This window comes from Paenibacillus peoriae (genome assembly GCF_022531965.1).
GTDB lineage: Bacteria > Bacillota > Bacilli > Paenibacillales > Paenibacillaceae > Paenibacillus > Paenibacillus polymyxa_D.
Map to the genome: position 1 here is coordinate 5,145,847 of NZ_CP092831.1, position 25,997 is coordinate 5,171,843.

Sequence of the window (25,997 nt, forward strand, 5' to 3'; positions counted from 1 at the left end):
CTCAATTAAATCATTCCTTAAAATATAAAATTTATTATTTATCCACGCTTTTCCGAAAGATTCTTTTGTAAAAAAGACGAATTTTCCACCATCTTGTGCTTGTCATATCATTTATAGTTTGCTCTCTGCTTGTCAACAAACATGTTAGTTCTTGCATTTGCCGTTGTAATCCATGAATTTCTTGATGCAATGAGCTTATTTCCTGATTTGACGAATCCAATTTATGATTTAAAACATTAATTTTTTCTAGTTTGTCACTAAGATTTTCTTTTACAATACTTAAGTTCAGACCCATTTCTTCTAAAGTGTCTAGAAGCTCATTTTTCTCAACTACCAACTCACTGATTTTTTCTTCTTGAGCGGACAAATTGCTCTGATTTATTAAAATCTCATTCTGAAGTAAGTTATTTTTCTTTTGAACTTCCTTCATTAAACCTTCTGGGAATTCCTCAATATAGACAATTGAAAGCTCTATCCTTTTATATTCCTTTTTTTCTACCTGGTAATATATTTGCGGGTCATCATCAAGAAAAACATAGTATCCGCCACCTGCCCAATCAGCATTTGAAGAGAATTCTCTAATTTGTACTATGTTATCTTCAAGATCTATTAATCTCGCTTCCCCAATACGTACAATTCCTCTGCCTTCCATTGGATCAAATCGGACACAACTAATCTGACCCTTCTGGGTTAAATCACAAGCAATCGTCTGATCGGGTTCTGCTATCTCAAAATACATGCTTTTATCTTCAGTAAGTTCTTGATTTGCACTTATAAAAATTTGAGCTGTATATTCTGCTGGTTCGATAAACTTGAATTGGACTGCCTTTTTTAAATACTTTTGCAAAAATAGCAGTTCTTTTTCAGTTCCGACCCTATCTGCGAATTTATTAGCCATATCAATGTAATCTGGAATCTCCCCCTGTGAGACCCCGACATAGGAAAACATATCCTCAATGGGAATAAAGCTCTGCAAGCTCGCATAATGTGAATAATAGAAACTATTAATCGCTCTAAACTTAATGAAATTTAGAGGAATCGGAAACAGATATACCCACTCGTAATCAATGATACTAAGCTGGTTATCATCACCCAAAAGTATGTTATCCAGATTAAGATCAATGTTAGCAATGGTAAAACTATTCAAACCTAATAGTTTACTTTTTTCTCCAAACACACTGATAAACTCGGGTGTATTACTAAATTCACAATAATGACCTTCTGCAACGGTCTCCAAGAAATCAGTAAACAAACCCAGTATTTCATATACTAGATCTCTTTGCTTATTTATCACTGCTTCAAGAATCAGTTGGTCCAGGCTTTTACCTTCTAAGTACTCAAATAGCACTGACCCCTTCTCATAAGAAATCGGTTTGACAAGTTTACTAGGCTGGTATACACCTTTAAGTAACTCATAGTTTGAATAAATCCGCTTAATATGATCCACTGCTCGATCTGTTAATGCAGTTTTGGAAACATACATAAATTCATCTTGATGTATACTTGTTTTTATTTGATATTCAGGAGCACGTTCGCGACTATATTTTGAATAAATAGTTTCCATATCTTAACCTCCTCTCCTCATTTAACTTGAACAAAAAACGAGAAATGAGTTTGAAAAAGTAGAAAATAGCTGGTTATTGATGATGTTGTCCGTGACCGATTCCTCATCAAACAGCACCACTCTATTTTGGTCGTAATTAGTATTTCTGCTCCTTAATTCACCCACACAAGGCAGTCGCTTATCTGAATAGAGTTGTGTAGGCATCTTATAATCAGGAAACGGATAATAAAATTTCATTTCACCAAATCCCGAATTATAAATCAATTTTTCTATTTCCAACTTTGAGAAAGTGGCCATCCCCCTGTTTGAAGGATAATTTTGAAGACTGTCAAAAAAATCACCTGTATGATCTTCACGACTTCCTGCCCAATATTTAAGACCTAATTTATTTTCGATGGCTATAATAAGAACACCATCCCTTTTAAGGAATTTTTTAATATTCTTCAAAAACGTAACGTAGGGTGAGTTAGTTTCCGTATATAAAGCTGCGTACTCCAAAACACCTATTAAAGTAATATAATCAAATTTTTTATCGAGTTTAATATCATTTAAATTCCCTATCACAATTTCGAGATTACTCTTGTCTGTGTGACGATTCGCGTTAATCAACGCACGTTTCTTTGATAATTCTATGCATGTAACACTCTTTGAATTGTCACATAGCAGACCTGTTAAAGCTCCACAACCTGCACCTATTTCTAAAATTTCACTTTCCGGTCTAAATTGATACCACTCTAATAGATTGTGACGAGTAGGAGAAAAATGATACAAAATCGGCCATCGGTTATCTTCTCGAAGAACTTGACCTAAATCGCGGCCATTATACAACATGTCCAATAGTTCATCTTCTATTTTTCCATCCGAATAGCTATCTTCGCCATTATAATAACTATAGTTCATTTTCACACTTCCAATATACTCAATCATCTTGCCCCTTCCTTTCGAAATCTGAAATGAGGATCGTTGAGTTCATATCAAAGAAGCCCACACTATTCTTATTAGATATAACGTGAAGATTCATAATATCGTACAATCTATGAAAAACAACAAAGTCATTCCCTTCATAGCACGTGCAACCTAATGAAATTAAGTAGTCTCCACCTTGAAGATCATTGTTTTGGGTGAAACTAATTTCGATAATTTTCTCAGGTACTACCTTGTCAATGTTTACAGATTCTAACATTGTATTCGTGCCTGTTATTTCCGTTCCTCTCGCATCCTTGATGCTAAAGGCAAAAATAGGATCTCTTATGTCGTTATTGAAGCGAATTCTCATTTTAATTTTAAAAAACTTTCCTTTCAAAACTACATTCGTTAAATCATTATTGTGATCAAAAATGGCGAAATCTAAAATTTCAGCTCGTTTGTCACCATATTCCGAATAACCTGGATTAATGTTAAGTTTATCTTTCCATATTTCGTTATTATCCCCACTATGTTTAGATAATGAAGATTCACTACTATTATTGGTATCATACATACCAACTAATATTTTCTTATATATATCAATCATAGGGCCAGGTAGACCTTCTTCAACAATTTCGCCTTCGTTCATTACAATTACACGTTCACAGTATTTCATAATGCTGCTCATATCATGAGTAACAAAGAGAATTGTTTTACCTTGCTCTTTAAACTCTGAAAATTTTTTAAAACACTTTGCTTGAAAAAAAATATCCCCCACAGACAATGCCTCATCCACAATAAGGATTTCCGGTTCAACATTAATCGCAACCGCAAAGGCTAACCTAACAAACATTCCACTAGAATAGGTTCTGACAGGCTGGTAAATAAAATCACCGATATCCGCAAACTGAATAATATCATCCATTTTAGCATCCATTTCTTCTTTACTGAATCCCATCATAGTACCATTCAAATACACATTTTCGATCCCTGAAAAATCCGGATTGAATCCTGCACCTAGCTCTAACAAAGCAGATATTTTCCCACGAACCTGGACGTCTCCAGTAGTAGGCGATAACACACCTGTTACAATTTTCAGCAAAGTGGATTTCCCTGATCCATTTTTACCGATAATCCCTACTGATTCACCTTTATTAATTTGAAATGAAAGGTTATTCAAAGCAAAAAATTCTTTATGATAACTTTTTTTCATTGGATGAAGCGACTCTTTTAACCGATCTGAGGGATTAGAGTATAACTTGTATATTTTCGTCAGTTCTTTTACATCTATTATTGGGGTCATCATAGTATCTCCTACACAAATCATTTTATAAAACATCTGCAAAATGAGGTTTTAATTTCTTAAATATGACTAAGCCTACTGAAAGGAAAATTACGCAAACAATCCAAAAATAAAGAGTTTGAAAGGGTTTTTCCCAGAACCAATTGTTATACAAAAAGGTGTCTCTAAATCCTTCAGCAATATAGTAGAAAGGATTTAACTTAAACAGGAATTGATAGTTGGCTGGAGCAATATCCAAGCTCCACACAATAGGAGTTAGCCAAAAACCAATTTGTATTATCACAGAAACGATTTGTGCAATATCTTTAAAAAACGGCAGTATTGACGCGGTTATAAAGGTTACACCTAATAGTAAAACAATTGTACAGACAACGTAATATATTAATTGCAACCATGATAAAGTTGGCATAACTCCGTAAATAAATAAAATAGCTATAAAAAATACAATAAAAAATAAATGTATAAATAGAGCCGAAAAGATTTTTATAATTGGGAGTATACTAATTTTAAATACTACTTTCTTGACTAAAAAGCTATACTCGGAAAAACTCAATGTTGCATTCATAAAGGCTTCTGAAAAAAAGAACCACGGCACCATTCCACAGATCAGCCATAATACAAAGGGGTATCCCTCCGGTGTACTACCGCTTCTAAATCCAATTGCAAAAACAAACCAATACAGCAAAATTGTTATAACTGGATTTACAAATGCCCAAATAGCTCCAAAGTAGGACCCCTTAAATCTTTTGTTAAAATCATTTTTTGATAGATCTATAATCAGTCTTCTTTTAGAAATGTACTCTTTCAAATAGCTCACTGCTCAAGCATCCCCTAACTAATAACTATATCATTGATATTTGTTTTATAAATTTCAACTAAACAACATTCTATGCTAAAATATTGACGTATCTACAAGAAAAGGAGATTGTAAACCTTGTCGAATCCAGTATACGGGAAACAGGCCAAAACGTCGACCCGTGACGATAAAAGGCCGGCTATATTATGGGTGTTAATTGTTGGGATTATTCTGTTTTTAGTTTGGGCCCCCTTTCAGGCTGCACTTTTTAATGGGCAAATGCTCGAATTTGAGAAGCCTCTGTATGGGGCTTTGATCATCAGCATGATTCTATTGATTTTGGGAATCGCAACCTATTATAAGAAATTCAAATTAGAAGATCAAAGAGACTGGTTGGCGGTGCTTGTTATCTTACTTCCGCTGACGTTCGTGCTCTCATTGATTTCTGCTGCTTCTCATTATCTCGCGATGAACATGGTAGTGGTGCAGTGCATCTATGCCTCGTTCTTCATCATTACATTGTACGCCTTGCGAGATCGGTTGAGCAACCAGATCATCCAAACCGCGATTATGACCGTAGCTTATATTATTATAGGCTTTGGCCTCATCAACTGGTTTGGACAGTGGGTATTGGCCGGGCGACTCGTGGATTGGTTCTCATCAATGGTAAGCGGTAATCGCTACGTTGATGCCATAAAGGTAGATTCTAACGGTCCACGTCTCACATCCGTCTTCCAGTACGCGAATACATATGCGGCATTTTTAATGGCGTTTTTGTTCGCAGCTATCTTTTGTCTGATGAAGTCGAAGACGTGGTATGGTAAAGCGACTCACGCCTTTATGCTGGTGCCTATATTGGTATCACTGTTCCTGACACTTTCACGTGGTGGTCTCATTATGTTGCCAGTCGTATTTGTTCTTTTACTTCTGTTCTTTAAGCCAGCGCGGCAAATATTATGGCTTTTGCATTGCGCAATTGCGGGTGTCGTTTCACTTGCTATTTTGAGCCCTATTACAAATTGGGGATTACAGTTGAATCAGACCTACAACGGTGCTTTAGCTACTAAGGGCTGGGGACTGCTTCTTGGGACTTCCTTGGTGACTGCAGTTATTTTATGGCTTATACAAACCTCTCTGGGATCTCGTTTGGAAAAAGGAATGCAAGGTCTAGCTTCACGTAAACTCTCTAATCTGTGGCTGCCTGTTGGCTCTGTGGTCGTGATTGGTGTAATTGCGTTCCTGCTCATTGGTACAGGACTACGAAGTTTTCTACCAGCCAATGTGGAGACACGTCTGGAAAATATCAACTTCCGACAGCATAGTGTGCTGGAACGTATAACCTTTTATCGCGATGCTTCCAAGCTAATTGCTGATTATCCGTTGATTGGCGCAGGTGGCGGCGGTTGGGCTACGCTGTATGGAAAATATCAAGACTATGGCTACACAAGCGCACAGGCACATAACTTTTTTATGCAATATATGGTAGAGACTGGTATTATTGGATTCATTATTTTTATGGCGTTTATCCTTTATATTTTCTATAAATACACTAAAGGTTACATTAAGAGCGATGGGGAAAATCGGGATAGCCACTTCCTTTACCTGATCTTGGCAATGTCCATTTTGCTCCATAGTCTATTGGACTTTAATATGAGTTATGTGTTCATGGGTATACTCGTGTTTATTGGACTCGGGGGTATGGCTGCAGCAATGGATGCACAACCTGTAAAACGCTTGGCGATGAAGCCTGAAGGTTTCCGTCCGATTTATAGTATCGTCATTGGTGTTCTCAGTATTGTGCTTTTATTTGTAGGGCTGCGCTTTGTACAAGCCAGCAATGCTGCCCGGGAAGCAAAAGCCCTGGAAAGCAGCAATTCGTTCGAACAACGACAAGCTGCTTATAATAAGGACTTGAATCTACGCCCAACTCATATTGATTCAATTGTTGGTTTGTCTAGTATGTACTATCAGGTCTATAAGCAAACCAAACGCGAAGAGTTCTATACAGGTGGCATGACCATTGTTGATCTGGGGCTGCAGGCAGAGCCGTATAATAGAAATATGCTGTTTATTAAAATGCGACTTGAGCAAGCTAAAGGAAACAATGACAAGGCATTTGCCATTTTGGAAAATAACCGTGCTAACTTCATCTGGGATCTGGATTGGTACAATTTGCTGATTAACCAAGCGTTTGAATTTGGCAATAAAGCTCGATTGGCTAAGGACACAGCTACGGAACAGAAGTATTTCCAAGCAGGTCTTGCTGCTTATCAGCAGGTTCTGGATGGGGTAGCTCATCTTAAGACGATTCCACCTGAAATTCAATTGACACGTACTTTTGAAGTAACCCCAAGCATTGCGCTCAGCACTGGTAAAATTGAGTTCATGTCAGGTAAGCCTGCTGAGGCTGCAAGCATCCTCAAAAACGGCCTAAAGGACGATCTGAGTGATGCTACAAATCGTGAGGTCGCTCGCTATTATATCGTCGCTCTGCAACGGCAGGGACAAGATGATAAAGCTTTGTACGATAAGCTGATTCAGGCTGATCCGAAGGAGAAGGAGCAGATTGAACAGTTGAAATCGGAGAAATAGTTAAGAAAAAAGAGACTAGCAGATGATGTTCCATCATACTGATAGTCTCTTTTTTTATATTGAGGAAGCATAGTTAGGTTTAGTGAGATGTTTATTTTTGTTGGTCAATCTCTTTAATAACCTGTCTCATATAAGCCAGTACTTCATCCTTAATCTCGTTATGCTGTAGAGCATAATGAATGGTCGTTTCAATGAATCCCAATTTCTCGCCAACGTCATGGCGATTGCCATCAAATTCGTAGGCCAGAATGGGGCTCTTTTCTCCCAGTTTGGACAATGCGTCCGTCAGTTGAATTTCCCCGCCTACTCCTGCGGATTGCTGACCCAGGATATCAAAAATGTCAGGCGTCAAGATATAACGTCCCATGATCGCCAAGTTGGAGTTGGTTTCTTCCTTCTTTGGCTTTTCCACTAATCGTTCCGCCTCAGAGATTTTGGAAGTAAGTGTATGACCTTCAACAATCCCGTAACGATGTACCTCGTTCCAATTCACTTGTTTTACACCTACAACAGAACGCTGATATTCATCGAACACGTCAATCATCTGTTTGAGGCACGGATTCTCAGACTCAACGATGTCATCCCCTAAAAGGACGGCAAAAGGTTCGTCACCTATAAACTTACGTGCACACCAGATGGCATGCCCCAACCCTTTAGGTTCCTTTTGACGAATATAGTGGATATCTGCCATCTCAGATGGCTTACGCACTTCATTGAGCAGGTTCCATTTTTCCTTCGCAGTCAAATTATGCTCCAGCTCAAAGGAGTAGTCAAAATGATCCTCAATCGCCCTTTTGCCTTTACCAGTAACGATAATGATATCCTCTATACCAGATGCAACAGCTTCTTCAATAATATATTGAATTGTTGGTTTGTCTACAATGGGAAGCATCTCTTTAGGCATCGCTTTCGTAGCAGGAAGGAACCGGGTTCCTAATCCCGCAGCAGGAATAATCGCTTTACGGATTTTCATAGGTTAAACTCCTTTGTCGTCAATATAACGGTAAGATATACTATCTATGATTATAACAGGAAGGTCAATTATTGTAATAGATTAAAGAAGAAGACATCTTCCCTTAAAGAGAACATGTCTTCCAATCACTAGCTTTCTATATAAATATATTATGCTGCCGGAATCTTTCTGGCTCCCGAACAAATATACAGTTATTTATTTCACCAGCTGACCACGTGTAACACCCAACTGATTCGTCGCCTTCAGCGTCTTCCATACTTGTGTTCCGCTGATTTCTCCGCGCAGGGCACGGTTATAGAGATCAATAACCTCATGCACTTGCTCCGGTGTCTCCTCCAAAAATTCCACGCGGTAACGGGACACGCCCAGCTCCAGGAAGTTGGACAGGTATTCCGCGCCGGATTGCTCAATCGCGTTGTATACCGTGTTGCGGCAGCCTTCGTCCACACGGACCGGATGTGACATCCCAATACGATCACGCAGGGATGCGCGATGATCCTCGCAAGGGCGACCACAGTTGGTGTAGTCGGTGCCTTCACTCATAAAGGTACAGTATACGCAATGTTCAGTATGGAACATTGGCATATGCTGCTGGATCACGATCTCCAGCTTATCGGTACGCGTACGTCTGAGCATATCGACCATTTGCTGGATGTTCAGATCGTACGACGGCGTAACCAGGTCGCAGCCAGAATCCAAGAACAGATCAGCCGCTTTATGATTGGCTATGTTCAGCGAGAAGTCACCAATCAATTGCGGGTGATGTGCGTCCGGGTTCTCCAACCGATGTCGCAAGTAGAAATACAGTGCCCCTGGATTGCGTACCAGCACAGCATCCGGCTTTAGGCGCAGGATGTTGTTGTGATAGCCATTTTCACCCGGCATGTGAATACGCGGGGTCGCCAGCGCAATTCGGCGGCCTGCAGCGTGCACTGCCTCTACGGCTGCCGGGAATTGCTTGATGAACTCGAAGTCGGCGTAGATGAACTCCACGCCGGCCTCGAGCGCAGCCTCCACCTGAGGGAGGCTGCGGCACAACGCGGTCAGCTCTGCCTGACCGCGTGCCACAGACGATGCCGGAGTCGATGCATCGTCATACACCTCGACCGCCCGCTTCGTGTACACGGGCGGTTTGGGGCGCTCGCCCGCGAGCAGTTCCACCGCCTGACGGCGGATACCGTTCAGCTCGCGCATCGGCACGATGACGTCCCCATGCAGATGGACGTCCAGCTCTTCCAGCTGGAACACCGTTCCGCCCAGTCGGCCGAACTGCTCTTCGAGCAGCTCGTGCGTCATCGGACGCTTCTGGGCAATTTCAAGTTCCAGCTCGGAGTCCACGCGGACCGTTGTGCCTTTCTGCACGTCGGTCCACCATGTCGACAGCGGTTGTCCTGGGGAGCCGCTGACCCGCACATGTACTGGGAAGACCCGGTACGGCTTGTCCGTGTCGTACGACTGGCGCAGACGCTTGTCCAGCGCCGGGTCGTTGGTCTTCCAAATGCGATCGCCCACGTGTACACGGCGCAGATCGACATCGTTGCGTCCCGCTACAATGTCAATGATCCAGCCTTCTCCGGCTTCGCCTTCAATCTTCACGCCCTTGCGACGGATATCGTATACGCGTCCGCCTTCTTCTTTTTGCGTGGGATCTCCCGCATCGAATACAATACCATCGCCACGCTTGAGCGGTGCATCAATACGGCACACTACGCCATCACGAAGGATTTGTTCCACTCGGCCCAGATACACCCCCCGGCTTTTCGGGAACGTCCCGTCAACCAGCTTCTTGTTATTGGTTCCTTCGAGAAAACCGTGCGTAAAGCCGCGTGAAAAGCTCTGCTGCAGCTCGCGGATATCTTCTTTGCTCGTCTTGGATGTATCTCCATCAAAATACTTATCAATGGCCTTGCGGTACTTGCTGACCACATTTGCCACATATTCAGGTGTTTTCAGTCGCCCTTCAATTTTAAAAGAAACCACACCCGCGTCGATCAGTTCAGGCATCAGGTCAATCGCTGCTAGATCCTTAGGTGACAGCAGATACGTCACATCTGCCATTGGCTTCTGCTCTCCATCCACCATCAGATCGTAAGGCAAACGACATGCCTGTGCACACTCACCACGGTTAGCAGAGCGGCCGCCCCACATTTCTGAAGTCAGGCATTGGCCAGAATAAGATACGCATAATGCTCCATGTACGAATACCTCCATTGGAAGTCTCGCCTGATCGCCTATTTTTTGGATCTGTTTCAGGTTGTTTTCACGTCCAAGCACGACCCGTTCCATATTGTACGGCTTTGTAAACTCTACCGCTTCCGGCGAGGTAATCGTCATTTGGGTAGAACCATGAATCGGAAAATCCGGTGAAATGTCGCGGATCATTTTCACCAGGCCCATATCCTGGACAATTAAAGCATCGACTCCAGCATCAATACAGGCATCGACCAGCTCCTTAGCGTCCTCCAACTCGTTTTCAAATACCAATATATTGAATGTTAAAAAACCTTTAACCCCATAGCTATGCAAAAACGCCATAATTTCAGGCAGTTCCTCCATGCGGAAATTATTCGCCCGTGCCCGTGCGTTGAACTTTTCCACCCCGAAAAAGATCGCATCAGCCCCGTTTGCCACCGCCGCACGCATACAATCCCAGTCACCGGCTGGTGCCAGAAGCTCAACATCTTCTCTTCGTACTACTGATTTCATTTTTGTCCTCCCTATATGGAGAAATAACTGATTAACCTTGAGTTAAACGTTATTTTCCAGAGCAGCGATGCTGCTTATTTTATAGCCCTATGAATTATCATCCTATCCGATCATCCCCACTCTGAACCACTGGCTCGAGGGATAAATGGCATCCAACTCAAAAAATCCGCATCACGAACATTTGCGGCATAGTTATTCTTATCTTGTAACTAATCTAGTGTACCAGACTGCGTCCCAAGCTTCTACACTTTCCAAGCGATTCCTCATAAAAATCCTCTTACTAAAACATAAAAAACACCCCCATTCCCGTCAAACGGTACTTTGGAGGTGAAGAATCCTATAGAACAAGAGGAACAACGAAGTAATCAGTACTATCGAGCAGGAAGCCAAATAGTGATGAAGACTAGGCAATTTAGAGCGCTAGTAAGCTACACCAGCCTTTTTAGAATACGGTATCCTCGTTGACGCTAACAGCGTACCAGACAATGAATCCGAGAAAAGGGGTTCGTATTGGCTGATCTAAGTACCGTAAATATCTGCCTTCGCTCTTCCCTGCTTACCTCACTCATCAAAAGATTGGTGGTATTTGGCGGGCGCCAGCGAAGCGGGCCATTTGAATCCGTAGAAGTGTCAGCGCTCGTAGGCTCAAATGGCACGCGTAGCGCTCTCACCATAACTCGCTAATCTCTTACCTACACCCTCTTACTTCACAAAATTAAACGAATTTAACGTCGAATCCAGTGCGTTAGACTGAATAGCCGTGTTGTTCGCATCATTCAATGTCGTTGTCACGGTATACGTTTTTCCGTCACGTTCTAAAACCAATTGGTGGCCTGTGTAGCCAATGCCTTCCTCGATACGATGGAATGTAAAGGACACTGCCGGAACACCAGCAAATGTTACGTCCTTAACTTCCTCAACTTTGAGGTTTTTGTAGTTCTTTGCTTGCTTATCGTAGAAGTCCTTGAGCTGGGATACCGTTAGTTCAAATGATTGGTCGTTGTCGATTTTGATGGAAAAGCGTCCTCCGGTAAACTGGTACTCTACATCGCCCAATTCAAATTGATCGCTAATCGCGGTCCAATATCGTGGGATATTCACTGTATATTCATAGGCTTTTGACGTCTTTTTGACCGTTTTCGTTTTGTCTGTCAAATAGTCGTCTTCTTCCAACTGTCCAAAGTTACTCGCTACGGTTTGAAAATCGATTTGAAGCGAGGAAATGAGCGCGTTGAACTGATCATTTCCTTTGCTTACTTTTTCAGGCACTGCGTATTCAGCCAAGTAGCGGTATCCATTTTGCTGAATCAGCACATTGTACTCTTTGACCCATCCATCGCCAAAATTATAGCGGTACTCCTGTACTAACCCTTGAACGCCTGCAACCTCCAGCGGATACGTCTTCTGTGCCTCATAAGCCGTGGACACAAATGAATCGCTCAGCCATTTTTGCAGCTGCTGGCCCCAGTTCTCCAATTTTCCATCTGCTGGAGCTGAGGTTACTTTCACACGGAAGCTCGATCCATCATTACTTTCATATTGCATCCGTTGATCGTCCATTTTCCAGCCTGCGGGTATGCTGAGTGACACACCGTAGTCTGGATTCCCGGCCTCGCGTGTGCCTCCTACGACAGTAGACAAGTCTTTAATACTTTTATCCTGCGCATTAAAGGAGGTCTTGAAGGAATTTAAAAGTCCCGCATACTGGGCCAGATCTTTATAATTCGTTGCTTTAGCATCGGAAAAATAAACTACATACAATCGTCCGTTGTCATAGTACTGACGATTTTCCCACAGCACGCCGTCCCCATCCTTCGTAATGACACGAGCATAAGGTACCTTCGCTTTCGGGAAGGATTTTCGATCGATCACAGTTTCTCCCGTTTCCTTGGCTGCCTGCACCAATTGTTGCAGCAGATCGTCCGCATTCAGTGGAACCGGCTGTGACGCTGTGTGCACTTCCATATAATACGCACTGTTCTCGTCCATAAATGTGGAAATACTCTCATCTCCACCTCCCTGACCGATGACGAGCCCTGTTGGATAGTTCATAGACCAGTCATAGTAACTGTTCCCGATCTGTGTCTTACCCTCATCATTATCAATGTTCGGTGTCTCTTCAGCTACCGTGCCTGCCTCTTCTTGTGCTTCCATCCGAATAATGATTCCGGCACCATTCTTCTCCAACTTACCGCCAAGTCCTTCTGCTACTTGACGCAGAGGCACCATGAGAATACCTGATGACATTTCCGGTGGAGCTGGAAGTGTCACCTTGTGACCTCTCACCCACGCTGTACGGCTACCAATGGTTAGCGATACAACATGAGTTCCGCTAGTGATTTTAACCACATTATCTTCAGCTAATCGAATTTTGCTGTTAAATGCCTTTTTAAACACACCAGCCGGAACCATCAGTGCACCACTTTTGGAATACGGCTTCGTAATATTGGCATTATGACCGTTCACGATGGCTGTATTGCTGCCGCTTTGCAACCGTAATTCCAGCATGGTTTTATCATGATCTGCTGCAACTGCTGGCAAAGCGGAAAGCAGAAGGGACAATGCGACAGCGCCGACCCCCAGCTTACGCATCATTTTTCTTTGAATATGCTTCACAGTAAATCTCCCTTTAGCTTTATTTTATAGATTCAAGAGGCATTATTGTTCACTTTCCAGTAGTTGCTCCTTGAGCTGGCTCCGATGCTTCCTTAGAAGGCGCTACACCACCATCTTCAGCGGCTTCCGAACCGTTCGAATCTTCACTATCTTCTCCAGACTGAATGGACTCATAGATTTCACCATTATCCTGTGTCAGTACCAGCTTGCGCTTCACAATATCACCGTCAGACTGCATAAGTACACTCACCGTTTGACCTGGTTGATAGTTTTTAAGCAGTTCATTGACATCAATAGCGGAAGCTACACGCTTACCGTTAATACTATACAGCTCATCGCCTTCCTTGATTTTGGCCTGAACGGCATTGGCTGAAGTAATTTTCGTAACTTTCAAAGGATCCTCGGTAGGTAATCCGACGATAGCTGACCAGCTTTCTTCCAGCCCTAGACCAAGACTAGCGCGCCGAACCTCTCCGTATTTGAAAAATTGGCCGATGACATATTTCACCGTATCCGCCGGAATCGAAAAGCCCATATTTTCAATGCCGACCGCCGAGAATTTCATCGTATTGATCCCAATGACCTCACCCTTGAGATTGACCAGCGGACCGCCGCTGTTACCAGGATTGATCGCGGTATCACTTTGGATCAAACGATAAGCAGCGTTGACACCACGGTTCAGCCCGCTAACCACACCTGAGGTTGCCGAATTGCGAAGTGAAAAGGATATAGGCGTACCAATAGCCACTACCTGCTCCCCTACCTGTAGACTGTTCGTTGAAGCTGCCAAGGTAGCGGGTTTGAGGCCGCTTGCCTTGATTTTAACTAATGCCAAATCACTGATCGGATCGCTATAGCTGTCGGTGATTCCGTAAGATTTTCCGTCCGAGGTTACGACCACGGCATCACCTAATCCTTCGATAACATGCGCATTCGTCACAATCCATCCATCTGTACGAATGATGACACCCGTGCCGTGAGCCAGGTTGTATCGATCTCCTCCTGCTACGGTCTCTCCCGTGGCTGAACGGCCAATAATACCGACCACAGAAGGAGATACATTTTTAACCACCTGCGGCACACGACCGGCCGATAACGTATATGTACCATTTGCGCTGTTATATGCGCCGCTGGTTCCTAATGCCTTATTCATATCGCTTACGTTAACATAGACCCCACCATTAATGACTTTGGCCTTTAACGCAGTCCCACTGCTGGCTGCACCTGCCGTACCAGAAACACATAGAGCGCTGCCCAAAGCCAGAACAACTGCCCTTTTCCCCATCTTACGCATATACTCACCATTCCCTCTCTTACATGACCCTGTTCTATCAGTTAGTCCAAATCTACCATAGAGGGGACACGTATACAATCGCTTTAAGCCCTATCTTTTTCTAAAAGGCGCCGTTTGCTGCATCCCTGTCCTCTCATGCTATTTATATTATAAATTTTCCAAATCCTTATATCAAAAAAATAAGCAAAAACGATAAATAATCGTTATACCGTTTAGGTCATTCCTTCATTTACGGGCATAACCAACTATGATACCATCACATTATATCTTAGTTTTATTGTCGGAAATAAAGAATAAAATCATGAGTCCTCTATCCAAAATACTAAAGTATAAATAAGCACCTACAGGAGGTTAAAAGAATGGCCTACGAACCAATCTGGAACGCTCATCCCGATAAGCTTAACAAATTCGAGTTAGTCAAGCTGGAAAAGGACGGTCTCGACGTTATCCGTACCATTATTGAAAACTATGCCAACGAAGGCTATGACTCGATCTCTGCGGACGATATGGATCGTTTCAAATGGGCTGGGGTATATCAGCAAAAGCCCAAGGATGGTCATTTCATGATGCGAGTCCGCATCAACACAGGGATCATGACTTCAGCACAAGCACATGCACTGGCAGACATATCCGCGCTATACGGACGCGGTCTTGTGGACGTCACCACTCGCCAGGCGATTCAATTCCACTGGCTGACAGTCGAAAGCTTGCCCGATATTTTTGAAAGACTGGAAAAAGTCAACTTGTATTCCTTCGAAGCCTGTGGAGACTGCCCGCGTACCATTGTCGGTAATCCGCTGGCTGGTATTGATCCCAATGAATTGGTGGATACCCAAGAGATTGTAGATGAAGTAAACCGTTTTTTCTTATTAAATCGAGACTTCTCCAATCTGCCGCGTAAGTACAAAATGTCTATCTCCGGTAATACGTACAACAATGCACAGGCTGAAATTAACGACCTGTCCTTCACTCCGGCCACCAAGATCCTCGACGGAAAAGAAGTGATCGGCTTCCATGTGATGGTTGGTGGAGGTTTGTCCGCCAAGCCGCATATGGCACAGTCTCTGGATTTGTTTGTTCGTCCTGAGGAAGTACTGAAGGTTGCTATTGCTGTCACCACCATTTTCCGTGATTACGGCTATCGGGAAAAGCGGCACCATGCCCGCTTGAAATTCCTCGTTACCGATTGGGGCCCAGACAAATTTCTGGCTAAGCTCACCGAGTACATCGGTGAAATGCCCGGACGAGGTGAAGACAAAACGATTGGCTGGCAAGCCGCCTATTTTGACGGTGTGCACCCTCAAGCCCAGAAAGGCCTGAACTATGTCGGTCTGAACGTGCCTGTCGGTCGCCTTAGCGCTGACGAGTTGCATGAACTGGCCGAACTGGCTGACCGCTATGGCGATGGTCAGATTCGTACCACGATGTCGCAAAATATTTTGCTGAGCGGCGTGCCGGATGAGCAAGTGGATGAACTACTGGAAGCTCCCGTGCTGCAACGCCTGACACCACGACCCAAGCATTTTATGAGTCGTACGGTATCGTGCACAGGAAATGAGTTTTGCAATCTGGCGATTGTGGAAACCAAAAAACGGGCGGTTGACGTTGCCGAGTATTTGGATCAGCACGTACAATTGGATGAAAAGGTGCGCATTCATTTTATCGGTTGCCCAAATTCCTGCGGTCAAAAGCATATTGCGGACATCGGTCTGCAAGGCTCGCTCATAAAGACACCGGAAGGCTTGGTCGACGCGTTCGACATCGCTGTCGGCGGAGCGCTTGGGGCAGGCGCCCAGTTTAACAAGGCGCTCAAAGGTCGCGTACGTGGGGATCAGGTTGGACCTGTGCTGGCGGAGCTCATTCTGTTCTACAAAGAAAACAGGAGCGCTGGCGAAAGCTTTTACGCATATGTACAGCGTGTAGGTATTCCGACTTTCCAGGAAAAGCTGTCTGCCATTTTACAGTCCAGCCACGTTGCATCCTAAATATAGAGCCTATTAACAGCCTGCTTGTATCCCATATACAAGCAGGCTGTTTCTTATCGCCATACAGCCCCGCAATATCGTCTCCCTCACTTTCACAAAAAAAAGACACCGGATTACTCCGGTATCAATATTTTCGCAAAATCAAGCACTGTCGGTTTATGAGCGCCTGTTGTAGATGTCACCACCGCGTAGCCTGAAGGTATCTTATATATCAATCCCGTATCATACCGGATGCCGAAGGAATTGTCCTCCTTATAATGAGTCCTCGTTTCCCACACCTTCGTACCGTTTTCTTTCAAGCCTGTAATGGTGATGCCATGCATCTTCGTCGTTTTCCCCAGTGGATCATATTGATCACTGAACTGGACATACAGCTGCTCCTCAGGCAGATACACCTGGTCAGCCCCGTAGTCCGCTGTATTGCTAAATAATTGCAGACTATTACTTAGCACCTGTGTACGCTTGCTGTTTCCTTTAAGCCCTGTTACAGCAATATGACCGCTCGGCAACTCTCGTACTGCGGCAATTTCTTTACCTGATCCTAAGTCCAGATGGATGTCACGGATATCGCGACCATATACATCTGCTTGTACCCCCACGGGACCATCTGAGCTGTTCAAAAGCGCATAATATCCATTGTGACTGCCGACCAGCCAACCCGAGGTCACTCCGGCCGTCGTTCGATTCCATTGTATATCGCCAGTTTCAGTGTATTTGAGTACAGTGAAGGACTGTTCCGCAAGGTTCAGATAGGAGACCAGGAAACCGCCATCCTCCAGTGGCTCCAAGCCAACCTGAGAATCCTCCCCATGAGATATCAAGCCATCTGTGGGTAATGTTTTGGACCACAAGGTGTTTCCATCCTCGTCCAATCGTGAAGCCTGCAACTCTCGTATTCCGTTCGGTTTTGTATATTCAATCAGAAACAGCAAGCCACCATCCGACGTCTCCCGCTGGACTCCCCTGCTGCTTGTTCCAGGCTGTACGTTCAGATCCTGCTGATGTTTCCATACAGCCTCCACAGAACTGTCCAGCTTGCCATATGTGACGTGTACTACACTTGCTTCTGTATCGTCCTCGACGTTCAGCGTTAAAAACCCACCATTTGCTGTGGGTTGAATGTAATTGTGAGCGTTTCCTAAATCCTTAATACTGCCAATGGCCGCACTTGTTTCGATTTCGGCTTGTTTGGGCACAAACGCCTCGGACACCTCGGAGGCATAGGACGGTGCAGCACTATATCCCATCAAGCATGCCGCCAAAGCAGCTCCTGCTGCCCATGTATACACACGTGTACGTAAAACTCTACTTTGCTTAACCTTCAAGCGTTCCAGCTCCCTTCATGACTTCCTCAGAGATGTTGTATGAACCTTAGATGTGATAAAACTAGAGACGGTTTCGCTTCAACTTGTAATGGTGTCACGTGGGCACGGAACTTTGTATGATGCTATGACGATTTATATATTTACCTCTTCAAGTCCGAACCTAAACATCCAAAACTCCAAAATTTAGAGACTACTCAGAGACTTTCTGTCGATGAATATACGTATAGATTTATTATCCCAGCGCTTGGTAAACTACGTGTCACATGCTTTAACGCAGGAATTTGATAAAAGTTTTCTTTTTTTACAAAAAAAATAAAGCCCTGCCAAGGCGAAGGCATAAATACAGTAGTTCGTATTCTGCCTTCCTGCCTGTGCAGGGCTTTTAAAGCGTACGTTAAATGATATCTATAGATCGACTGTCTGAAGCGCTTGGCTACGCTCTGTATCCCGTTCAAGGATCGGCTTTAAGTATCGACCTGTATAGGATTCTTCGACTTTCACGAGTTGCTCCGGTGTCCCGGTAGCCAAGATCGTTCCACCGCCACTTCCGCCTTCCGGTCCCAAATCAATCAGATAATCGGCTGTTTTAATCACATCCAGATTATGCTCAATGACCAGCACCGTCTCTCCTGAATCAACCAAACGATGCAGCACCGTCAATAATCGATCAATATCGTGAACATGCAGACCAGTTGTCGGCTCATCCAAAATATAAATGGTTTTGCCTGTGCTGCGACGATACAATTCGGAGGCCAACTTCACACGCTGTGCTTCACCGCCAGACAAGGTAGTCGCAGGCTGACCCAGCTTGATATACCCCAAACCTACATCCATCAGCGTCTGGATCTTGCGATGAATCTTCGGAATATTTTCAAAAAACTCCGTCGCATCCTCTACCGTCATCTCCAGCACATCGGCAATACTTTTTCCTTTGTATTTAACCTCCAGGGTCTCCCGGTTGTAACGCTTGCCTTTGCACACTTCACATGGAACATACACATCTGGCAGAAAATGCATCTCAATCTTGATGATGCCGTCGCCTCTACAAGCTTCACAACGACCTCCCTTAACGTTAAAGCTAAAGCGGCCTTTCTTGTAGCCTCGTACTTTGGCCTCGTTCGTCTGCGAGAATAAGTCACGGATATCATCAAATACACCAGTATACGTTGCAGGATTGGAACGCGGTGTACGGCCAATTGGCGATTGATCGATCTCAACAACCTTTTCGATATGCTCTAGCCCGCGAATTTCTTTGTGCTGCCCTGGACGCACTCTCGCCCGGTTCAGATCACGCGCCAACGTTTTGTACAAAATTTCGTTGACCAGCGTCGACTTTCCAGAGCCGGATACACCAGTAACAGCCGAGAAAACACCCAACGGAATTTTGACATTCACATTTTTGAGATTGTTCTCCTTGGCTCCGCGAATCTCCAGCCACTTATCAGCAGGCTTGCGCCGCTCGGTATTGACCGGAATGAACTTGCGTCCGCTCAAATACTGCCCGGTTAAGGAATTCGGGTCTTCCATAACTTCCTGCGGGGTCCCCTGCGACATAATCATCCCACCGTGGATTCCAGCTCCCGGCCCGATATCAATGATATAGTCCGCCGCCATCATCGTATCTTCATCATGCTCCACTACGATCAAGGTATTGCCAAGATTCCGCATATGCTCCAAAGCACTAATCAGACGATCATTATCTCGCTGATGCAGCCCGATACTAGGCTCGTCCAAAATATAAAGCACACCCATCAGACTGGACCCGATCTGTGTCGCCAATCGGATACGCTGTGCCTCACCGCCTGACAACGTGCCTGCCGCACGGCTTAAAGTCAGGTATTCCAGACCCACGTTAACGAGGAATCCCAGTCGGCTGTTAATTTCTTTTAAAATGAGATTGGCAATCGACTTCTCCTTCTCACTCAGCTCCAGTGTATGGAAAAAGTTTGAGGCTTCACCGATAGACAGGGCTGTTACATAAGCAATATTGCGCTCTTGAATGGTTACCGACAGGCTTTCTTTTTTCAGTCGATGTCCCTTACAGGTGTTACATGGCTTTGCACTCATAAAGCCTTCAATAAATTCACGTATGCCCTCAGAAGCCGTATCACGATACCGACGCTCCAAGTTGGGGATAATCCCCTCAAAGGTCACATAGGCTTCCTTACGTTGACCAAAATCATTTTCATAGCGGAAACGGATCTTCTGCTCACCCGTTCCATGTAAAATGAGGTTCATTTGTTCTGTCGTCAATTGACTAACAGGAATGTCCTGTGGAATACCGTAGTGCTCGCATACTGACTGTAAAAATTGAGGATAATAAGTGGAAGTTCCCCCACTCCAAGCCTGAAACGCCCCATCTTCCACACTTTTTTCAGGATCGGGAATGAGCAAATCAGGGTCAACCACCATTTTAACTCCTAACCCATCGCAATCCGGGCAAGCGCCGAACGGACTATTAAAGGAAAACATCCGCGGAGACAGTTCATCTATGCTGAATCCACAAATAGGACATGCAAAGTTGGAGCTGAACCGCAACTCCTCTTGCCCCATAATGTCTACAAGCAACTGCCCGCCTGAAAGATTCAATGCCGTCTCAATAGAGTCAGACAGACGCGCACGCACATCTTCCTTGACAACGATGCGGTCTACGACCACTTCAATCGAGTGCTTCTTATTCTTTTCCAACTCAATCTTCTCAGACAATTCACGCAGTTCGCCATTCACACGTACCCGCACAAAGCCCTGCTTGGCTATATCCGTAAACAGTGTTTTATGCTCACCTTTGCGACCCGATACCAATGGAGCTAGGATTTGCAGTCGTGTCTTCTCAGGATACTGCAAAATGCGGTCTACCATCTGTTCGACGGTCTGTGACGTGATTTCAATGCCATGTTCAGGACAATGAGGATGACCCACCCGGGCAAACAACAACCGCAGGTAGTCATAGATTTCGGTAACTGTTCCGACAGTAGAACGCGGATTCCGACTTGTTGTTTTTTGGTCAATGGAAATGGCAGGAGACAGACCGTCAATCGAATCAACGTCCGGCTTCTCCATTTGCCCGAGAAATTGACGGGCATACGCAGATAAAGATTCCACATACCTCCGCTGCCCTTCCGCATAGATCGTATCGAAAGCCAGCGACGATTTACCTGAGCCGCTAAGCCCTGTCAGGACGACGAACTTGTCCCGTGGAATCGTCACGTCAATATTTTTGAGATTATGCGCGCGTGCGCCTTTGATGATGATGCTTTCATTCGCCAAATGTTTCATCTCCTTAGCCGTAGTTCACGTCATGCTATATCGCATTGGATTATCCCATGGAAGTGATATATCGCAAAGAGAACGACCACATAGGCCGCCCTCACTATTTTTAAAAGCAAAGCAATCAAACATTTTATTTTCATATGTTTTGCTTCTAGCTTATTCTCAATGTTTAATCAGCTCGCAACTCCAGCAAAGCATCACGCAGCTCGGCTGCCCGCTCGAACTGTAGGTTCTTGGCGGCGTCTTTCATCTCTGCTTCCAGACGCTGAATGAGTGATTGGCGCTCCTTCTTGGAAAGTTTACCCGTCTCATTAGGAAGGTAATCATTCTTCGATTCTGCCACCTTAGTTGCTTCAATAACATCACGAATCTTTTTACGTATGGTTTGCGGGGTAATCCCATGTTCTTCATTATACTGAATTTGAATCGCACGCCGACGTTCCGTTTCCTTTATCGCTTTATCCATAGAATCGGTAATCTTATCGCCGTACATAATAACACGACCGTCACTGTTCCGTGCTGCCCGTCCGATTGTCTGTATCAGAGAGCGCTCAGAACGCAGGAAGCCTTCTTTGTCTGCATCCAAAATCGTGACCAGAGATACTTCCGGCAAATCAAGACCCTCCCGCAAAAGATTGATCCCGATTAGCACGTCGAAGGTCCCTAGACGAAGATCCCGCAAAATAGCCATCCGCTCCAACGTCTTAATCTCGGAGTGCATATACCGGACCTTGATGCCTACTTCTTTTAAATAGTCAGTCAAATCTTCGGACATCTTCTTCGTAAGTGTGGTCACCAGCACCCGTTCTTCACGTTCTATGCGAAGCCGTATTTCATTAATAAGATCGTCAATCTGCCCCTTGCTCGGACGCACCTCAATAATCGGATCAAGAAGCCCGGTAGGACGAATAATCTGCTGCACCATCGTTTCGCACTTCTCCATCTCATAGGGTCCTGGAGTAGCTGATACATAGATAATCTGACTTACCTTGTCCTCAAACTCTTCAAACTTCAACGGGCGATTATCCAATGCAGACGGCAAACGAAAACCATGATCCACCAGTACATTCTTACGTGCTTGGTCACCGTTATACATGGCACGAATCTGCGGCAATGTAACATGGGACTCGTCAATGACGATCAGCATATCATCCGGGAAATAATCCATTAGCGTATATGGTGTTGCTCCTCGCTCACGGAATGTCAGTGGACCTGAATAATTCTCGACACCGGAACAAAAACCAACCTCTTTCATCATCTCGATATCATAGCGGGTACGTTGCTCCAAACGTTGTGCTTCTAACAGCTTCCCTTGCTCCTTCAACTCCGCTAACCGCTCTTCAAGCTCACGTTCAATGTTGACCAATGCTACCTTCATCGTATCCTCATGAGTAACAAAGTGAGATGCCGGGAAAATAGCAATATGATCACGTTCACCGATCAATTCACCCGTAAGCACATTAATCTCGGTAATTCGTTCAATTTCATCCCCGAATAGTTCTACACGTATAGCATGTTCCCCATGGGAAGCCGGGAATATCTCAACAACATCCCCCCGTACACGGAAAGTACCCCGCACGAAGTTGATATCGTTCCGCTGATATTGAATATCGACCAAGCGGGACAAAATCTGATTGCGGGGTTTCTCCATGCCAACTCTAAGCGAAAGCAGCAGGCTTGAATATTCTTTCGGCGAACCCAAACCATAAATGCAGGAGACACTCGCTACAATAATAACGTCACGACGCTCAAACAGAGAGCTTGTCGCTGAGTGGCGAAGTTTATCAATCTCCTCATTGATGCTGGAATCCTTCTCAATATACGTATCGGAAGACGGGATGTATGCTTCCGGTTGATAGTAATCATAGTAGCTGACAAAATAATCGACGGAGTTATTCGGAAAGAATTCTTTAAACTCACTCGCCAGTTGAGCAGCCAAAGTCTTATTATGTGCAATAACCAGCGTAGGCCGATTTAACTTGGCAATGGTTTGTGCGATGGTAAACGTCTTACCTGTTCCCGTAGCACCCAATAGCGTTTGATGCTTCTTTCCTTCTGCAATTCCCTCTACCAATTCAAAAATGGCCTGGGGCTGATCGCCTTGAGGTTGGAATTCCGACTGAATTTCAAAAGTCTTATCGCTAACAACGATATCACTCATTGCCCTGCATCACCCTTATCGTCTAAAATGGAAACATCATGATTTTACACCAGTCGAGCTTTAACGTCTTTACCTGTAACTCTATGTCGATATTTCCCGAGCAATGATACTTGGGAAATATGGTTGGATAAGAATGTTTGTTCCCGTATTATACCTCTTTCTTACCGCGGATGCAAACGATAAGTCTTGAATAGGAGTGAATTAAATTTTGGATATCACCATCGTATTGGGCATCATCGCAGGAATCATAGCATTAATCGGTGGCTTCTTATGGGAAGGCGGCGAATTTACCGGGCTGCTTCAAGGTACATCGGCTCTCATTGTATTTGGGGGAACTTTCGCCGCAGTTGTGATCAGCTACCCCGCTTCCAAGCTGAAGACGATCCCCACCGCTCTACGGATGGCATTTAGCCGTGAGGACAATCCTACGGAGCAATATATAGAAGATTTGGTTTCCATGGCTGCCACCTCACGCCGATCCGGTGTACTTGCGCTAGAGCGTATTTCATCAGAGCATCCGAATGCATTTTTGCGCGAAGGTCTTCAGTTGGTCATCGACGGCACCGAGCAGGAACAGATCAAACAGATCTTAGAGCTTGAGTTAGATGCCATTGAACACAAACATGAGGGGTACGCCAAAATATTTGAATCCGCAGGCGGTTATGCCCCTACGATGGGGATTATCGGTACGGTTATGGGCCTAATCCATGTACTGGGCAGCCTGACCGAGCCTACTGCGCTTGGTCCGTCCATTGCTGTTGCCTTTATCGCAACCCTATACGGCGTTGCTAGCGCCAATCTGATCTTTCTGCCCATCGCATCCAAAATAAGAGCAGCCAGTGAGAGTGAAATTATCACGATGGATTTGCTGCTGCAAGGTATTCTGGCTATCCAAAACGGAGAGAATCCAAAGCTTGTACGCAAAAAGTTGGAGTTCTTTATCCGCTCAGAGCAAAATATAGATCGCAAACCGCCTCGTCGCTCACGCACTGAGGACGCATCTCCAAAGGAGGACTTCCATGAGAACGCGCGGTAAGCGCCGTGGGGGTCAAGGAGGCGGCGGAGACCATCGTGACCGCTGGATGATTACCTATGCCGATCTAATCACCCTGCTGCTCATATTTTTCGTTGTGATGTATGCCATGAGTAGTTTGGATGCTAAAAAATACGATGTCGTTGTTCAATCCCTTCAGGATACGTTCCACAAGGGAGATTCTATTTTGGAGCAAGGCTCGGGCATTACAGGTACTGCCGATCGTTATACCAGCAAGAATCCACCCGCGACCAAGCAACCAGCAGCCGATAAAAAGGAAGCCGGATCGACAAAGCTTACCGAACGTGAACAAGCATTCCGCACGCAGGAAAAAGAACTGCAAAATTTAATGGGTGTCATTCAAGAATATATTACGGACAACAAACTGGAAAATCAGATTTTTGTGTCAGATCAGCCGCGTGGTATTGTCATTACGCTAAATGACCGCTTTTTATTCGATCAAGGTAGAGCTGCACTCAAGCAAGGCTCTGCCAACACACTATCCAAGTTGGCCAGTCTATTTCGAGATTTGAAAACACCGATTAGCATTGAGGGCCATACGGACAACATTCCGTTCACGCGTTCCTCGAACTCATCGATGTATAAGGATAACTGGGAGCTTTCAGGCGCACGGGCACTATCTGTACTCCGATTCTTTCTCGACAGAGAGCAACTTTCACCCTCAGGATTTCAGTATGCGGGTTATGCAGATACCCGACCGGTTGGTGACAATAGTACCGAAGCTGGACGACAAAAAAACCGCCGTGTCGAAATCACCGTACTACGCCAACTTCAACAGTAAAACCCAAAAACCTCCTGAGTCACGTAATAACGTGAATCGGGAGGTTTTTTTGATACATATTCATCATTAATACATGGCTTCCGCCTGATGTAGACGCAGAACAATAAACCGTACGAACAACGTGGATAAGAGCAGCGTACGAGATGCAATAGAGATTATTTTGTTTATTCTATATCCCACTATGTATTAGAAGCCCTGGTGAAGTTAGATTCTATCTTGTCATGATGCTTGAAGATTAATAAGATAGGACAAGCTCGTGTTGCTTCTCTTGTATTTGTGAACTTTGGGGGATGCTCTGTTGTCTACGATAGCTATATTTCCAGTCGCTGTACTTATTAAGGAGTCTATCTAACTCCATGGACTTGATTAACACCCGCCGATCCTTCAATCCCACCTCATTCGCCAAATCATTTAATTCCTTCCGCTTTTCTTCGATGCATTCCTCCAATTGTTTCCATTTCACATCAATAAACCTCCTGTTCGGTGTGGTATTTACATTAGTTTACAAGCTGATACCTTCCCTACAGGTTAAAAATATAATAAAACCCAATTCATCCCTTTAACGGGATGAATCAAAAAAGCCAATCCAAAGGAATTGGCTTAAAAGCATAATTTCTAATTCTACTAATGTCCATTTCCATGCCCATAAGTGCTATAATTCCCATTTCCAT

General features: G+C 44.4%; 16 protein-coding genes. 4 read left to right on the forward strand and 12 right to left on the reverse strand.

Annotated features, from left to right (window positions below; all coding sequences use genetic code 11):
* Positions 1 to 34: 34 nt before the first annotated feature.
* Genes MLD56_RS22845 through MLD56_RS22860 form a run of 4 tightly spaced genes read right to left on the reverse strand, consistent with a single transcriptional unit; the run spans position 35 to position 4,590 of the window.
* Entirely contained in the window at positions 35 to 1,564 is a 1,530-nt protein-coding gene (locus tag MLD56_RS22845) for a coiled-coil domain-containing protein (RefSeq protein WP_029514524.1), read from the reverse strand.
* Between the two features lie 21 nt (positions 1,565 to 1,585).
* Entirely contained in the window at positions 1,586 to 2,491 is a 906-nt protein-coding gene (locus MLD56_RS22850; protein WP_029514525.1) for a class I SAM-dependent methyltransferase, read from the reverse strand.
* Entirely contained in the window at positions 2,484 to 3,773 is a 1,290-nt protein-coding gene (locus tag MLD56_RS22855) for an ABC transporter ATP-binding protein (protein WP_080658543.1), read from the reverse strand. Before MLD56_RS22855 ends, MLD56_RS22850 begins: the two co-directional genes overlap by 8 nt.
* Positions 3,774 to 3,798: 25 nt before the next feature.
* Positions 3,799 to 4,590, reverse strand: coding sequence for an ABC transporter permease (locus tag MLD56_RS22860; protein ID WP_029514527.1), 792 nt, complete (start codon positions 4,588 to 4,590; stop codon positions 3,799 to 3,801).
* A 117-nt stretch (positions 4,591 to 4,707) separates the two neighbouring features.
* On the opposite strand from MLD56_RS22860, the gene MLD56_RS22865 reads away from it, so the two are divergent.
* Positions 4,708 to 7,161, forward strand: a complete 2,454-nt coding sequence (locus tag MLD56_RS22865) for an O-antigen ligase family protein (protein ID WP_029514528.1) — start codon at positions 4,708 to 4,710, stop codon at positions 7,159 to 7,161.
* Positions 7,162 to 7,252: 91 nt separating this feature from the next.
* On the opposite strand, the gene galU is transcribed toward MLD56_RS22865, so the two are convergent.
* From galU to MLD56_RS22885, 4 genes are all read right to left on the reverse strand, one after another.
* On the reverse strand, positions 7,253 to 8,134 hold the full coding sequence (gene galU / locus MLD56_RS22870; RefSeq protein WP_029514529.1) for a UTP--glucose-1-phosphate uridylyltransferase GalU: 882 nt from the start codon (positions 8,132 to 8,134) through the stop codon (positions 7,253 to 7,255).
* A 195-nt stretch (positions 8,135 to 8,329) separates the two neighbouring features.
* Positions 8,330 to 10,840, reverse strand: a complete 2,511-nt coding sequence (locus MLD56_RS22875) for a U32 family peptidase (protein WP_029514530.1) — start codon at positions 10,838 to 10,840, stop codon at positions 8,330 to 8,332.
* 702 nt (positions 10,841 to 11,542) lie between these two features.
* Positions 11,543 to 13,456, reverse strand: coding sequence for a stalk domain-containing protein (locus MLD56_RS22880; RefSeq protein WP_029514531.1), 1,914 nt, complete (start codon positions 13,454 to 13,456; stop codon positions 11,543 to 11,545).
* Positions 13,457 to 13,505: 49 nt separating this feature from the next.
* Positions 13,506 to 14,750, reverse strand: coding sequence for a S1C family serine protease (locus MLD56_RS22885; protein ID WP_029514532.1), 1,245 nt, complete (start codon positions 14,748 to 14,750; stop codon positions 13,506 to 13,508).
* 359 nt (positions 14,751 to 15,109) lie between these two features.
* Here MLD56_RS22885 and MLD56_RS22890 point away from each other — a divergent pair, with 359 nt between their 5' ends.
* Complete coding sequence (locus MLD56_RS22890; protein ID WP_029514533.1) at positions 15,110 to 16,735, forward strand: nitrite/sulfite reductase; 1,626 nt, start codon at positions 15,110 to 15,112, stop codon at positions 16,733 to 16,735.
* Positions 16,736 to 16,848: 113 nt separating this feature from the next.
* Here MLD56_RS22890 and MLD56_RS22895 read toward each other — a convergent pair whose 3' ends face one another.
* The 3 genes from MLD56_RS22895 to uvrB form a co-directional block, all read right to left on the reverse strand.
* Positions 16,849 to 18,060 (reverse strand): hypothetical protein, encoded by a 1,212-nt coding sequence (locus MLD56_RS22895; RefSeq protein ID WP_029514534.1) that lies wholly within the window; start codon positions 18,058 to 18,060, stop codon positions 16,849 to 16,851.
* Positions 18,061 to 18,465: 405 nt separating this feature from the next.
* Positions 18,466 to 21,327 carry an excinuclease ABC subunit UvrA gene (gene uvrA, locus MLD56_RS22900; protein ID WP_029514535.1) on the reverse strand — a complete coding sequence of 954 codons (2,862 nt, stop codon included), beginning with the start codon at positions 21,325 to 21,327 and terminating at the stop codon, positions 18,466 to 18,468.
* 172 nt (positions 21,328 to 21,499) lie between these two features.
* A complete protein-coding gene (gene uvrB, locus MLD56_RS22905) occupies positions 21,500 to 23,491 on the reverse strand; it encodes an excinuclease ABC subunit UvrB (RefSeq protein WP_029514536.1) in 1,992 nt (663 codons plus the stop codon).
* A 208-nt stretch (positions 23,492 to 23,699) separates the two neighbouring features.
* Between uvrB and MLD56_RS22910 the strand changes: the two genes are divergently transcribed.
* Both MLD56_RS22910 and MLD56_RS22915 read left to right on the forward strand, forming a co-directional pair.
* Positions 23,700 to 24,527 (forward strand): flagellar motor protein, encoded by an 828-nt coding sequence (locus tag MLD56_RS22910; protein ID WP_029514537.1) that lies wholly within the window; start codon positions 23,700 to 23,702, stop codon positions 24,525 to 24,527.
* The gene (locus MLD56_RS22915) at positions 24,511 to 25,326 is read left to right on the forward strand and encodes a flagellar motor protein MotB (protein WP_029514538.1); all 816 of its coding nucleotides are present in this window, start codon (positions 24,511 to 24,513) and stop codon (positions 25,324 to 25,326) included. Before MLD56_RS22910 ends, MLD56_RS22915 begins: the two co-directional genes overlap by 17 nt.
* A 235-nt stretch (positions 25,327 to 25,561) precedes the next feature.
* On the opposite strand, the gene MLD56_RS22920 is transcribed toward MLD56_RS22915, so the two are convergent.
* Complete coding sequence (locus MLD56_RS22920) at positions 25,562 to 25,789, reverse strand: aspartyl-phosphate phosphatase Spo0E family protein (RefSeq protein WP_023990607.1); 228 nt, start codon at positions 25,787 to 25,789, stop codon at positions 25,562 to 25,564.
* Positions 25,790 to 25,997: the final 208 nt, after the last annotated feature.

Coding starts and splice junctions, on each gene's coding strand:
- MLD56_RS22850 (WP_029514525.1), bottom strand. CDS start 2,491: ATGATTGAGTATATTGGAAGTGTGAAAATGAACTATAGTTATTATAAT.
- MLD56_RS22855 (WP_080658543.1), bottom strand. CDS start 3,773: ATGACCCCAATAATAGATGTAAAAGAACTGACGAAAATATACAAGTTA.
- uvrB (WP_029514536.1), bottom strand. CDS start 23,491: ATGAGTGATATCGTTGTTAGCGATAAGACTTTTGAAATTCAGTCGGAA.
- MLD56_RS22885 (WP_029514532.1), bottom strand. CDS start 14,750: ATGCGTAAGATGGGGAAAAGGGCAGTTGTTCTGGCTTTGGGCAGCGCT.
- MLD56_RS22915 (WP_029514538.1), top strand. CDS start 24,511: ATGAGAACGCGCGGTAAGCGCCGTGGGGGTCAAGGAGGCGGCGGAGAC.
- MLD56_RS22890 (WP_029514533.1), top strand. CDS start 15,110: ATGGCCTACGAACCAATCTGGAACGCTCATCCCGATAAGCTTAACAAA.
- MLD56_RS22875 (WP_029514530.1), bottom strand. CDS start 10,840: ATGAAATCAGTAGTACGAAGAGAAGATGTTGAGCTTCTGGCACCAGCC.
- galU (WP_029514529.1), bottom strand. CDS start 8,134: ATGAAAATCCGTAAAGCGATTATTCCTGCTGCGGGATTAGGAACCCGG.
- MLD56_RS22845 (WP_029514524.1), bottom strand. CDS start 1,564: ATGGAAACTATTTATTCAAAATATAGTCGCGAACGTGCTCCTGAATAT.